This is a genomic window from Silvibacterium acidisoli, assembly GCA_022870745.1.
GTDB lineage: Bacteria > Acidobacteriota > Terriglobia > Terriglobales > Acidobacteriaceae > Silvibacterium.
This window is the reverse complement of sequence record CP085323.1, coordinates 4,128,309-4,141,351: the sequence shown is the minus strand read 5'-3', so window position 1 is coordinate 4,141,351 and position 13,043 is coordinate 4,128,309. Positions and strand designations below refer to the sequence as shown.

General features: G+C 59.2%; 11 protein-coding genes. 4 read left to right on the top strand and 7 right to left on the bottom strand.

All coding sequences use genetic code 11. The annotated features are described in order from the left end of the window. Nucleotides 1–79: 79 nt before the first annotated feature. Nucleotides 80–1,759, bottom strand: coding sequence for an ATP-binding protein (locus LJD29_RS17245; protein ID WP_446742802.1), 1,680 nt, complete (start codon nt 1,757–1,759; stop codon nt 80–82). 214 nt (nt 1,760–1,973) lie between these two features. Further along, entirely contained in the window at nt 1,974–3,785 is a 1,812-nt protein-coding gene (locus LJD29_RS17240) for a DUF885 domain-containing protein (protein WP_446742801.1), read from the bottom strand. 11 nt (nt 3,786–3,796) lie between these two features. On the opposite strand from LJD29_RS17240, the gene LJD29_RS17235 reads away from it, so the two are divergent. From LJD29_RS17235 to LJD29_RS17220, 4 genes are all read left to right on the top strand, one after another. After that, nucleotides 3,797–4,282, top strand: a complete 486-nt coding sequence (locus LJD29_RS17235; protein WP_446742800.1) for a VOC family protein — start codon at nt 3,797–3,799, stop codon at nt 4,280–4,282. 134 nt (nt 4,283–4,416) lie between these two features. After that, nucleotides 4,417–6,027 (top strand): ABC-F family ATP-binding cassette domain-containing protein, encoded by a 1,611-nt coding sequence (locus LJD29_RS17230; RefSeq protein ID WP_446742799.1) that lies wholly within the window; start codon nt 4,417–4,419, stop codon nt 6,025–6,027. A 62-nt stretch (nt 6,028–6,089) separates the two neighbouring features. Then, nucleotides 6,090–6,317 carry a DUF3565 domain-containing protein gene (locus tag LJD29_RS17225; RefSeq protein WP_446742798.1) on the top strand — a complete coding sequence of 76 codons (228 nt, stop codon included), beginning with the start codon at nt 6,090–6,092 and terminating at the stop codon, nt 6,315–6,317. 6 nt (nt 6,318–6,323) lie between these two features. Then, entirely contained in the window at nt 6,324–8,126 is a 1,803-nt protein-coding gene (locus LJD29_RS17220) for an ABC-F family ATP-binding cassette domain-containing protein (RefSeq protein ID WP_446742797.1), read from the top strand. Between the two features lie 138 nt (nt 8,127–8,264). On the opposite strand, the gene LJD29_RS17215 is transcribed toward LJD29_RS17220, so the two are convergent. From LJD29_RS17215 to LJD29_RS17195, 5 genes are all read right to left on the bottom strand, one after another. Continuing rightward, nucleotides 8,265–9,107: a hypothetical protein gene (locus tag LJD29_RS17215; RefSeq protein ID WP_446742796.1), complete on the bottom strand. Its 843-nt coding sequence runs from the start codon at nt 9,105–9,107 to the stop codon at nt 8,265–8,267. 195 nt (nt 9,108–9,302) lie between these two features. Beyond that, entirely contained in the window at nt 9,303–11,168 is a 1,866-nt protein-coding gene (locus LJD29_RS17210; protein WP_446742795.1) for an ABC transporter ATP-binding protein, read from the bottom strand. Nucleotides 11,169–11,198: 30 nt separating this feature from the next. Beyond that, a complete protein-coding gene (locus tag LJD29_RS17205) occupies nt 11,199–11,579 on the bottom strand; it encodes a hypothetical protein (RefSeq protein ID WP_446742794.1) in 381 nt (126 codons plus the stop codon). Between the two features lie 51 nt (nt 11,580–11,630). Further along, a complete protein-coding gene (locus LJD29_RS17200) occupies nt 11,631–12,128 on the bottom strand; it encodes a gluconokinase (protein ID WP_446742793.1) in 498 nt (165 codons plus the stop codon). Then, nucleotides 12,125–13,039, bottom strand: a complete 915-nt coding sequence (locus LJD29_RS17195) for an SCO family protein (protein WP_446742792.1) — start codon at nt 13,037–13,039, stop codon at nt 12,125–12,127. Before LJD29_RS17195 ends, LJD29_RS17200 begins: the two co-directional genes overlap by 4 nt. Nucleotides 13,040–13,043 lie beyond the last annotated feature (4 nt).

Genomic DNA, 13,043 nt, shown 5'->3' with positions numbered 1-13,043 from the left:
AGCGCACCGGCATACGCCCCTGTTTCTTTTAGGAGATATGTCCTGTAAAAGGGCAGGCCCTTCCAGAAGCAGCGAGGCTTCAGCACGCAGCCCCATCGAACGGAAAGAAGATCGTGAACACAGTCCCATGGCGCTTCTGTGACTGGACTGAGCGCAGGCGGATCGTTCCCCGATGGCGATCGATGATCTCTTTGCTGACCCAGAGGCCAAGACCCGTGCCAATCGTTCCCTTTGTAGTGAAAAAAGGCTCGTAGAGGCGCTTGGCGGTTTCTTTCGAGATGCCGGAACCGCTGTCGGCGACGGTAAACACAATGCCGCATTCGCCCGTAGACCATCGCGTACCTTCGCGCGTGCGTATATGCAGATACCCGGGAGCCTGGCTCATCGCGTCCAGCGAGTTGGCAATCAGGTTGGCAAGCACCTGCCGGATCTCGCCGGCAAAGCACCGGATGGTGCGCTGTGCCCGCAGCCGCGTCGCGAGCTCTGCGTTGGAGTTGTGCAGCCGGCCCTGGTAGACGTTCAATATCTCCATCACCAGCGCTGCCGTATCGACCTCCTGCGGACTGCTGGCCTGCCGGTGAAACCGAAGCGTCTGCGCCGTGATGGCGGAGACCCGCTGCAGCTCTGTCTCCGCGATCTTGAGAAATTCACGAGCCTCCTCAAGATCGTCGCTGTGACTCGCCAGGTAGAGCAGGTTCGTGACGGACTCGAGCGGATTGTTGATCTCGTGAGCGATGGAAGCAGCGAGGCGTCCCACGGCAGCGATCTTCTCCGACTGCATGAGAGCCTTTTCCGCCTTCTTCTGCTGCGTGATCTCCTGCGATGCCGCGGTAATGCCCTGGATCTGTTCGTCCGGGCCGTAAACCGGAAAATAACTCACAGTCCAATAGCGGTACTCAACCGGATCCGTCACCAGCGTCCCTTCCAGCGGGAAGTTGATGACCGGCTCGCCGCGAGCTACCTGGTCAAAAAGTTCACGAAGGCCCTCGATGGGCGCCATCTGCGTAAGCGTCTTGCCAACCACCTGGGCGGGCTTCAGGCCGAAGAACGCAGCTTGCCGCTCGTTCAAACGGAGGTAGTGGTAGTCGTCCAGATCGAAATAAGCAAGCCCGATCGGCGCAGTATCGTAGATCGTCTTCAGCTCCGCATGCTGGCGTTCGGCTTCGATGGACTTAAGCCGCAGTTCTTCGCGGTCGGCTTCGAGGGCGCGTAACACTCGCCCGCGTTCGATCGACTCCCAACAGCGGGAAGCAACCGAGCCTACCATGTCCGATTCCTGGGAATTCCAGATGCGAGGCTCTTTCGAATGCACTGCGAGAATTGCCCGCAGCCGACCCTCTTTCATCAGCGGCCACGAGATCGTCGCCCGCACCGCCGCGGCGCGAAAGGTCTCGATGCCCTCTGCACAGCGCGGATCCATCTCCGAGTCTTCCACGATGAATGGTTGTCCCACTGTCAGCAGGTCATAGGCAGAGTTCGAGAAGTGACGAAGCGTGTGCTCACCGATGATCGACGGCAGACCATCGACATAGTTGCCCACGACCACAAGTCTGTCCTGGTCGGATTCGACCTCGGCATAGCCACAGCGATTTACCTGCAAATGCTGCCCAAGCAGGCGAACAGCGCTATCGGTAATTTCACTCGGATCTGTGGCGACGCGGGCAGCAGCGTCAATCTGGATCAAAAGTTTTTCACGCTCACGAACAAATTCAAGCTCGCGGCGAAGTTCAGCAATCTGATCTTCAGGATCTTTCGTCATGTCTATCTCTTAGATGGCAAATGCATGGCGAAATCGAGGGGCCAGAGGTCAGAAAACGAACACGGCCGAAACTATGTGACTGCCTATTGACGCAGGGCAGGCAATCCATACCGCGACTGAAGACTCCGAACTCCAACTGCATCATTCTCCGTTCGACCGCTCGCCGTCAATGATCCCACTTCGGACGAGCCGGACAGGCGTCTCCGCAATGTGATCAGAGCCCCTTCTGCCCGGCGATCCACTTATCGACCCGAGCTTCCAGCACATCGAGAGGCAGCACTCCGCCGGAAAGAATCTCGTCATTGAAGGTCCTTATATCGAACTTCGAGCCGAGCTGCTCCTTCGCACGGGCGCGCAGCTTCAGGATGGTCAACTGCCCCAGCTTATAGCTCAGAGCCTGCCCCGGCCACGCGATGTAGCGGTCCGTCTCCGACTGCACCTCGGGCTCATCGATGCCAGTGGTCCGCAGCTGTTCGACGACCTGCTCGCGGGTCCATCCCTTTTCGTGGATGCCTGTATCCACAACCAGGCGCATCGCGCGGAAAAGCTCGCTGCTCAGTCGTCCATAATCGCTGACCGGATCCTGGTAGAAGCCGACTTCCTTGCCCAGTTGCTCGGCATAAAGGGCCCAGCCTTCGATGTAACCGGAGTTGAACTGGATCGTCCGGAACTTCGGAATTCCCTTCAGGCTTTCTGCAATGGAGATCTGCATATGATGACCCGGAATGCCTTCGTGGTAGGCAATCGATTCATCGCCAACCAGCGACCGGTGGGCGAAATCCGAGGTCGCCACCACTACGCGTCCCGGGCGCTTCCCATCCGGTGTTCCCTGCTGGTAGTGCGTAGCCATCGCCGACTGGAACGAAGGAATCGCTTCCACCGTCACGGGCTGCGACGGGATCACGGTAAACAGATCCTTCAACTTCGGCTGCATCTGCGCGATATAGTGCCGGTAGTCATCGAGAATCTGCTCGCTCGAAGTCGGAATATATTTCTTATTCGTAGTCAGCGACTTGCGGAAGCTGGCCACGTCGGCAAAGCCTTCCTTGTGCGCGATCTCTTCGATCTGGGCATTGATGCGGGTAACTTCTTTAAGACCGATCTCGTGAATCTCGTTCGCGCTCATATGCGTTGTCGTGGAATCTACGATGTCGTTCTGGTAGCGAGCCTCGCCATTCGGAAGCGAAGTGATGGCAAGGGTGGTACGGCCGTGCGAATCGTATTCATCGACAAGAAACGCCCTGAAAGCCTTATATGCCGGGAAGACCTGGGTGTTGACGGCTTCGGTAATCTCCCTGGTCAGGCGCTGCTGGTCGGCAGCGGAGATGGATGCCGGATATTTCTTCGTCGGAATCAGGTAAGGATCTTCCGAGACGATACCATCGATCTGCGCGGGCACCTTTTCGAGAAGGAACTTCACCGGCATCAGGTTGTCCTTCATGCCGGCGCGCATCACCTCTTCGGTCTGCTTCAGGGCCGTCGGAATCTGCCGCAGGCGCGCGATGTAGTCCTCATAGTGCTTCACTGAGTCGAACGGGACCGAGAGCGGCAGGTCGGCAAGGTCCGTTGGAGCGCCGTTCATCTGGTTCACCGGCATCTCCCAGTCCTTGAAGCCATAATCCGTGATTCGCTGTTTCAGGGTGCGCACCATCAGGTCATGCGAAAGCTGGTCCCGTTCCGGAAAGCCTTCGGTCGAGATCGCTTCGATGCGCTCCAGAAAACGCTCGTCTGCCTTGTTCGCTATCTCCTGCCCTGCGATGGAATAGTCGCCGAGCTGGTCGTTATAACGGTAGTCTCCAAGGCTCGTAGCCAGCTGCGGCGAAAGCTTCAGGTCGGACTGATACTGTTGCTCGAAGAGCTCGTTTTGCGCAGCCAGCCGGGTTGCAACAGGAGAGGTCTGTGCCAGGGCGGTTGCGCCGACAGCCAGGGAGAGAACGATCGGATGAATTCGCATCTCCTGAAAAATAGCAGATCGCCGCAGCAGACTGCTTTCCGCAACCATGCCGTCTTCGGCGTTGCCGATCACGTCCAATATTCATGAGCCGTTCGGTGCCCGCCGGAACAATCCTGCAGTTCTGCATAACCCTGTTACTTTTATCTGCCGCGAACCGGCCACTGCATGCCCAGTCCGCACCGGCAAATCCACTGGGGCTTTCCATTCATCACGCCACCGCCTCGGTCGCCAACCTCGAAAAGGAATCCCTCTGGTACCAGCATATTTTTGGCTTCCAGCGCGGTCCGCGCCTCGGCAGCGGCGGCTTTCTCAGCTACCAGATGACTATGCCCGGCACCCGCATCGATCTCGTATGGCAGAAGGGCTCAGCCCGTCACGGAATAGCCAATGACGCCGCCGAGCAGGGCTGGCTGCACATTGTCTTCAATACAAAAGACGTCGCACAGACATATCTCTACCTGAAGCAGAAAGGCACGGACGTGAAGGCATATCGCGATAAAGACGGAAAGATCCAGCACCTCGCTCTTCACGACCCGGAGGGCAACGAAATCGGCATCGCAGGCGATTGATTTCCCCACTCTCTCCTGTATTTGCGCGCACATCGCTGGCTTTTGACTGGATTCCGCCGCAAAAGCGGTTAAATCCCGCGCATCGTGGCGTCTATTTTCGGCGACTTCGCAGATAATAGAAGTACAGGAACAACATGATCTCAGTCAGCAACGTAAGCATGCGCTACGGCGCCAAGATTCTCTTCGAAGACGTCAGTGTCACCTTTATCGCCGGACGCCGCTATGGCCTGACCGGCCCGAACGGCGCGGGCAAATCCACCTTTATGAAGGTTCTGACCGGCGAGCTCGACGCGCAGAAGGGCAATGTCGTACGCCCGAAGAAGCTCGGCATTCTCCGCCAGGACCAGTACGCATTCGACGCCTACCGCGTGATCGATACCGTCATCATGGGCAACGCTCCGCTGTGGGCCGCGCTTGAAGAACGCGACGCCATCTACTCCAAGGCCGAGCTGACCGATGACGACGGCATGCGCCTCGGCGAGCTTGAAGGCGTCGTGGGCGAAGAAGACGGTTACACCGCCGAGAGCGATGCAGCCATCCTGCTGCAGGGCCTCGACATTCCCGATGAGCTACACGAGCGCAAGATGAGCGAGCTGCAGGGTGGCCAGAAGGTCCGCGTGCTGCTGGCACAGGCGCTCTTCGGCAATCCGCAGGCATTGCTGCTGGACGAACCTACGAACCACCTCGATCTCGATTCGATCCACTGGTTGCAGGACTTCCTGCTCAAGTTCGAGGGCACCCTCATCACCATCTCGCACGACCGTCACTTCCTCAACAGCGTGACCACCCACACCGCCGATATCGACTACCAGACCATCATCACCTACACCGGTGGATACGATGACATGGTCGTCGCCAAGACGCAGGTGCGCAGCCGCCTCGAGTCACAGAACGAGCAGCGCGAGAAGAAAATCGCGCAGTTGAACGAGTTCATCGCGCGCTTCGCCGCCGGTACGCGTTCGACGCAGGTGACCAGCCGTAAGAAAGAAGTCGAGCGCTTGCAAACGACCGAGCTGGCCCGTTCGAACATCTCGCGTCCTTACATCCGCTTCGACATCAATCGCCCCTCGGGCAAGACCGCTCTCGAGTTTGAGAATGTCACCAAGTCGTACGATGACCTCAAGGTGATTCAGGGCTTCGGCGGCATGGTGCAGCGCGGGGACAAGATCGTACTGATGGGCCGTAACGGCCAGGGCAAGACCACGATGCTCAAGTCCCTGCTGACCGCTGAGCCGGATCTCAAGGATAAGGAATTCACGCTGACCGCTGGCGAAATCAAGTGGGGACACGAAGCCCAGATCGGCTACTTCCCGCAGGACCACACCGGCATGATCGAGCACGGGCTGACCGTCGCCGACTGGCTGCACCAGTGGGACATGAAGAAGTCCGCTGAAGAAATTCGCGGCATCCTCGGCCAGATGCTCTTCCGCGGCGAAGAAGGACTCAAGCCAACGAAGGCACTCTCGGGCGGCGAAACCGCGCGGCTGCTCTTCTGCAAGCTCATGATGCAGAAGCCGAACATCCTCATCCTGGACGAGCCAACCAACCACCTCGATCTCGAATCGATCAACGCGCTGAACATCTCGCTGCAAAAGTACGAAGGCACGCTGCTGCTGGTCACTCACGATCACGACCTGATCGACGAAGTCGCCACCCGCATCTGGCACTTCGACAACGGCACCATCGACGACTTCAAGGGCCCATATGAGGAATTCCTGACGGCCACCTCCGGCGCCAGCAAGTAGCAGGACCAGAGCCACCAACAGAACGGCCTTCCCATGCCGGGAAGGCCGAAGACTGCAACACGATGACCTCCGACACTCGCCCCGGCAAGGCGCAACCTATTCGCGGCTTTCACCAGGACGAGCAGGGAGACTGGGTCGCCGACCTTGCCTGCGGACACGGCCAGCACGTCCGGCATCGTCCGCCCTGGGAAGAGCGGCCGTGGGTAACGACCCAAGCCGGACGCGCGCAGCACATCGGTCGCATTCTCTACTGCGTCCGCTGCGAAGAACCGCCAGCAAATCAGGATTGAAACCGCTTGCTTATTCTCAACGCACAGAGCATCACCAAGTCCTTCGGAGCGACCACGCTCTTTCGCGATGTCTCCTTCACCGTCAACGACGGAGACCGCATCGGCCTCATCGGCCCCAACGGCAGCGGCAAATCCACGCTGCTGAAGATGCTCGCCGGTGAGATCGACGCCGATGCAGGCCAGGTCACTCCGCGAAAGAACCTGCGCATGGCCTACGTCGCGCAGGACTCCGAGTTCTCTGCCGGCATGACGGTTCGCAACGTGCTCGAAGCCGCACTCAAGCGGGCGCGCATCGCCGAGTCCGACTGGGACCAGCATCTGCACCTGACCTTCGGCCTCACCGGTTTCGACAGTCTCGATACCGAGGCAGTTACATTTTCCGGAGGCTGGCGCAAGCGTCTCGCCATCGCGGAAGCAATCGTCCAGCAGCCTGACCTATTGCTTCTCGACGAACCCACCAACCACCTCGACTTCGTAGGCATCGAGTGGCTGGAGTCGCTGCTTGCCTCGGGCGATTTCGCCACCGTCGTCATCAGCCACGACCGCTACTTCCTCGAGAACGTGGCCACACAGATGGCCGAGCTGAACCGTGCCTACCCCAACGGCATGCTGCGCTCCGCCGGGAATTACAGCCAGTTTCTCGAAGCCAAGGAAGCCTTCCTGCACGCGCAGACGCGTCACCAGGAAGCCCTCGAAAATCGCGTCCGCACCGAGAAAGAGTGGCTCCGCCGCGGCCCGAAGGCCCGCGCCACCAAGGCCAAGGCACGCATCGACAACGCGAATCGCCTCATCGCCGAACTGGCCGACCTGAACTCGCGCAGCAAAACCGTCAGCGCGAACTTCGACTTCACATCGACAGGCCGCCAGACCAAGCGGCTAGTAGAGCTCGAAGACCTCACCTACAAAGTCGGCGACCGCACCCTCTTCGACAAGCTGACTTTCTATCTCACCGCAGGCATGCGCGTAGGCCTCGTCGGCCCGAACGGCAGCGGCAAGACCACGCTGTTGCGCCTGTTGACCGGCGAAACCGAACCCACATCAGGCCAGATCAAGCGTGCTAACCAGCTTCGCCTCACCTACTTCGAGCAGGCACGCACCATCGATGGCAACCAGACGCTCCGCCGCGCCCTCGCACCCGAGAGCGACTCCATCGTCTACCAGGATCGCGTCATCCACGTGGCCTCGTGGGCTGCTCGCTTTCTCTTCACCGGCGAACAGCTCAACCAGCCCGTCTCGCGCCTCAGCGGCGGCGAGCGCGCCCGCGTGCTCATCGCGCAGCTCATGCTGCAGCCAGCCGATGTCCTGCTGCTCGACGAGCCGACCAACGATCTCGACATTCCCACGCTGGAAATTCTTGAAGAGACGCTGCTCGAGTACCCCGGCTCGCTGGTGCTTGTCACCCACGACCGCTACATGCTCGACCGCATCGCAAACATCGTCGTCGGACTCGACGGCGACGGCAACGCCGCCGTCTTCGCGGACTACGAGCAGTGGGAAGCCTGGCTCGCCGAACGCGAGCAGGCAAAGAAGCGGCCCGCCGAGACCGCGAAGCCCGCGGAAGCAGCTCCGGCACAATCCGGGTCGAAGAAAAAGCTTTCGTATCTGGAAGCGCGAGAGTTCGCGAGCATCGAAGAACGCGTGATGGAAGCCGAGGAGGCTCTCCAGAAAGCACGTGCCACGCTTGAAGATCCAGCCGTGGCCGTCGACGCGGTTCGCCTGCAGGCGGCCCTCGTCGAACAGGACCGCGCCCAGGCCGCAGCCGATACTCTCTACGCCCGCTGGGCCGAGCTCGAAGCCAAACAGTCCTGAAAAAACTCCACCAAACGGTGGAGTCAAAAAACGATCATCCGGACCAAGACGTGGACCGTACCTGGAACTAATCTTGAGGAGTTATTAGAAACAACCTCCTGAAACCCCGGTCTTGCGGCCGGGGATTTTTTATGGAGGTTAGTTCTTAGGGCTCGCCTGCTGGCTGGCAGCGTCCTTTGCGTCCTGCTGAGCCTGCTTTTTCGCGGCTTTCTCACGCGTCTTGCGGGCATGAGCGCGGGCAATGTCCGGCCAGAACTCGATCACTTCCGCACCCACAATGCCTTCGGCGCTGACCGTGAAACCACGGCTGATCGTGTCGCCCACCGTCCGCTCCGAGGCCGGATAATAGACGTTCGAGATCGAAGCACCGATCAGGTTGCCGATGATGTTCGAGTAGTTAAAGCCCCAGCCGCCGTTATCGCGCTTGCTCCATACCGTGCTGGCCGCTGCCCATAACGCACGCTTTTTATAGCTGCCCTGCCCCATCTGGAAATAGCGCGGGTCTTCGTGCAGTAGCGAGGGCAAAAGCGCATTGCCGAAGAAGTTGCCGATGAAATAGTCACCATAGGAGGCGCCAAAACGCTTCCCATAGCCTTCCCAGCCTCCACCGTATTCATAAGGGTCGGTCTGCGCCTGGTTGATACCGGCCAGAAAGCCCGACAACAGAAAAGGCCAGGGATCGCTGGCGCTCTTTAAGAACAGTGAAAACTTCTGTTTCGAAGTCAGCGGAGCCGCGTCGCGATTGTTCGTCGTGTTGAAGGTAGCCATCACCCCCATCACGCGCTGCTGTTCCTGCAGCTTCAACTGCTCCTCAGCCGTCAATGGCTGCTGCTTATTTGTATCGGTCTCTCCGCTCGCCTGCTGGATCGAAGGATCGTCAGGCAAGTTCGGAGTCTCATCGAGCGCCATCGCCCGGGCTCCGTTCATGGAGAGAAACACACCTAAAACCAGCGCCGCGGGCGCTGTAAACTTATGTCGCAAAAGGAAATCCACCTTTTTGTGCCGGATGTGACCGGACAGCGGGACACCAAGCCCGGATCACGGCCGAGGCGGTCGAACGCCACGGGCCTGGAGGTGTCCAGCATCAGAATCTCTTCTCTTTGATGCTACGTGATTTGTGCAGGGAATAGGTGAAATTTCGTTTTACAGGCCGAGGCCACCAGGCTTAGACGAGGCTTATTTTGCTTCCTCGACCACGATATCTCCCTCGCCGGGCGCAAGGAAAAGATTCTGGTCCAGCCCATGCTGGCGCGTATAGAGATCGTGGTAGCGGCCCCCCAGTGCGTACAGGCTGTCGTGCGTGCCACGCTCGATAATCTCCCCGGCCTCGACCACCAGGATCTGGTCGGCCCGGCGGATCGTCGAAAGCCGGTGCGCAATCACGAAGGTGGTCCGGCCCTGCATCAGGAAGTTCAACCCCTGTTGAATCATCGCCTCCGACTCGGAATCGAGCGAAGAAGTTGCCTCGTCGAGGATCAGGATGCGCGGATTTGCCAGAATGGCGCGCGCAATCGAAAGCCGCTGCCGCTGACCGCCGGAAAGCTTCACGCCGCGCTCGCCCACAATCGTGTCGTACCTCTCTGGAAAGCGTTCGGCAAACTCATCCACGCGGGCAATTCTGCAGGCGGAAAGAAAATCCTCCTCGGTAGCACCGGGATTCGAAAACAACACGTTATCGCGAATCGAGCCATCGAAGAGAAACGATTCCTGCAGAACCACTCCAAGTTGCGAGCGGTAATCGTCCAGCCGGATCGTCGCCAGGTCAACATCATCGATCCGCACCTGGCCCGTATTCGGCTTATGGAAGGCGCAGATGAGGCTGATAATGGTCGATTTGCCCGATCCCGACGAACCCACCAGCGCAGTCACCGTTCCCGGCCTCGATTCGAACGAAATGCCGCGCAGCACCGGCTTGTCAGGCTCATAGGCAAACTCGACACGGTCGAAGACCACGTCTCCCTGGATCGTGCCCAGGCGCTCTGTTCGCTCAGGGTCGCTGAATTCGTCGCTTTCGCCAAGCAGCTCAATCGTGCGGTCCAGGCCGGCAACTGATTCCGTCAGCTGGGTACCAATATTCGCGATCTGGAAGACCGGCATGATCATAAATGCAAGCATGGCGGTGTACTGGAAATAGCCACCGGTCGTCATGCGTCCGGCCAGCACCTCGTGGCCGCCCACCAGCATCACCAGCGCACCGACGATTCCCATAATGCCCGTCGACACCAACGACAAGGCACTGGTGCCGGTTAACGTCTTCATGACGTTCTCAAGCAGCCGCTTTACGCCTTCGGCGAAGACCGCCGACTCGCGCTGCTCGGCATGGTACCCCTTAATCACCCGCACGCCGCCCAGCGACTCGGTCAGACGGCCCGATACCTCGGCATTGATCTTGGTGCGCTCGCGAAAGATCGGCCGGATCGTGCGCAGAGCATACTGCAGCACCAGGCCAAAGATCAGGAGCACGCCGAAGACCATGAAGGTCATCTTGTGGCTCACGCGAATCAGCACAACGAACGCCATCGCCGCCGTCAGCAGGCCGCCAACAAGCTCCACCAGCCCCGTTCCGATCAGGTTGCGAACACCCTCGACATCCGTCATGATGCGGGACACCAGCACGCCCGTGCGGTTATCGTCGTAAAAACGCACCGGCAGCCTGCCCACATGCTCCTGCACCTGCATGCGCAGATCCGCGATCATCCGCTGCGCTGCCTTCGATAAAAGCTGAGTCAGGGCAAATGAAGTGAATGCCTGGACAACGGTTGCGGCGAACACTGCTATCACCAGCGGAAGCAGCTTCTCTACATGGTGGTGGGTAAGCACCGTATCGATGAAGTATTTCGTCGAAAGCGGCAGCACCAGACCCGCAGCACGGCTGACGGCGGTGAGGATGAGGCCAAAAAGAATCAGCCAGCGACGCGGACGAACCAGCCGCCAAATCTCCGGCAGCACCTTCTTCATCTTCGGCTTCCGCTTGGGCATGTCGCCGGCGGCGGCCCGCATCGCACCACGCGAAGAGGTTGAGCGTTCCGCTTTCGCCGACATGTTGCCCATCCTCATTCCGGAAGGCATCTTTTAAGCCGCCCGTCCCCGGCGCGCAGCGATGAACGAACGCACGCAAAGAAGCACGAAGAAAAGCAACACCGCTGCTGTCGCAGCCTTCTCCGTCACCGCGGCGGGATGCGGAAACTGGCGTCCCGCGGTCTTCATCTCGATGTAGTCGTAAATGCTCTTCGCCGTACCGAGGAAGCCAAGCAGGCCCACCGTGACTGCAATGTGCATGTTGAGCATGCGCTTCTTTGCATCGTCAGTGTTCGCAAGGAAACCGAGAATCGCAAGAATCAGGCCGATCACGGCCGGAATCAGCGCAGTCGGCGCATGACTGCCCGTGCCCACAAACCCAAACACGCCCACCAGAATCAAAACCAGTCCAAAAAAAATCGTTAGCTTAGCCATCACTATCGCCTCTCAACAAGATTCATCAAACACCGCAAACGCGGCAAAACTTTAAGCCTTGGCGCCCAGTGCCGCCACGATCTTCTTCGCCACCATGGCCGGGTTCTCGGTCGCATCGACCTTCAAGGCATCCGCCGGAGCCTCCAGTGTCGCTATCTGGCTCGCAAGCAGGTCGGGATTCATATAGTGCCCCTTACGCGCCTGCATCCGCTTCTCCAGCACATCATAGGGCACATCAAGCAGCACAAACCGGCACATGTCTTTTGGAACGTCCTTCGCCAGGGTATCCCGATACGACTGCTTCAAAGCCGAGCAGGTCATGATGCCGCTCTCCCCAGCCTTGTACCAGCCCGCGATCACTTCGTGCAGGCTTTCGAGCCACGGCGCACGATCGGCGTCGGTCAGCGGAATACCCGCGTGCATCTTCGCCTTGTTGGCTTCGCTGTGATAATCGTCGCCCTCGGCAAACTGCCACCCGGTCAGCTCGACCAGGGCCTTTGCGACTGTCGACTTGCCCGAACCCGTAACTCCCATCAGAATCGCAATCATCTACCTTTGTTCTCCGCAACGTTCTTCGCGTCCAATTCTTTCACGTCTTTCAGCAATTCATCGGGGGTCCAGTCATTCGTGCCGTACCACTTCGCCACCTTGCCGTCCGGCCCCACCACAATCGTTGAAAGCGAGTGGGTAATTGTCTTGTCCTTCTCCGGAGTGACGCCGAGCACAAAGAACTTCAGCACATCAGGGAGCTCCTTCTCCTGCGGAGCGGCGAAGTCCCAATGCTCGAACTTTTCCTGCGTGAATTTGCCCGTGTAGCTGCCGCCATAACTCTTCAGCACCGCGGGCGTGTCGTACTTGGGGTCGAAGCTCACGCTCAGCAGATGCGTCTTCGCATACAGTGCCGGGTCCTTCGCCAGCGCCCGGTCCAGCTCCGCAAAATTGCGGCTCATGCGCGGGCAGTAATCCGCCAGCGGACAGCGGGTATAGATAAATGTGATGAGCAGGATCTTTCCGCGAAACTGCCCCAGGTGAATCGTACGGTCACTCTGGTTCAGCAACTTGAAATCGGGAACAGGCGTACCTGGATCGAGCGGGTGATACGTCACAGGGGGCACATAATCGGCCTTCGCCTGCTTGATGACGTCGATCTCATCCAGCACGTCGCTGTCGTTCGAAGCCAGCAGCGTCGCCGTAATCGTATCGCCCGGATGCAGCTCGCTGATGATCGTGGGATTCTTCAGCTGATACGGCATGATCATGGCTTCCATGTAGCCGGGGATGGCGTCGCCATCCAGCGTGACCGAGCCCTTGGAGGCATCGGTAGAAACCACTACGCCGCGCACATGATATTGCTTGACGTCGCTCTGCGAAGAGCTCTGGGAGCCGCCATGGCACCCCAGCCCTCCAAGGATGAGGGCCGTGGCAAAGCAGCCCTGAAGCAGCCATTTATACCGGTTCACCCTT

What these genes read in the sequence shown, in the direction of transcription:
- LJD29_RS17245 (WP_446742802.1), bottom strand. Translation starts at nt 1,759, where the DNA reads ATGACGAAAGATCCTGAAGATCAGATTGCTGAACTTCGCCGCGAGCTT.
- LJD29_RS17235 (WP_446742800.1), top strand. Translation starts at nt 3,797, where the DNA reads ATGAGCCGTTCGGTGCCCGCCGGAACAATCCTGCAGTTCTGCATAACC.
- LJD29_RS17230 (WP_446742799.1), top strand. Translation starts at nt 4,417, where the DNA reads ATGATCTCAGTCAGCAACGTAAGCATGCGCTACGGCGCCAAGATTCTC.
- LJD29_RS17225 (WP_446742798.1), top strand. Translation starts at nt 6,090, where the DNA reads ATGACCTCCGACACTCGCCCCGGCAAGGCGCAACCTATTCGCGGCTTT.
- LJD29_RS17210 (WP_446742795.1), bottom strand. Translation starts at nt 11,168, where the DNA reads ATGTCGGCGAAAGCGGAACGCTCAACCTCTTCGCGTGGTGCGATGCGG.
- LJD29_RS17205 (WP_446742794.1), bottom strand. Translation starts at nt 11,579, where the DNA reads ATGGCTAAGCTAACGATTTTTTTTGGACTGGTTTTGATTCTGGTGGGC.
- LJD29_RS17200 (WP_446742793.1), bottom strand. Translation starts at nt 12,128, where the DNA reads ATGATTGCGATTCTGATGGGAGTTACGGGTTCGGGCAAGTCGACAGTC.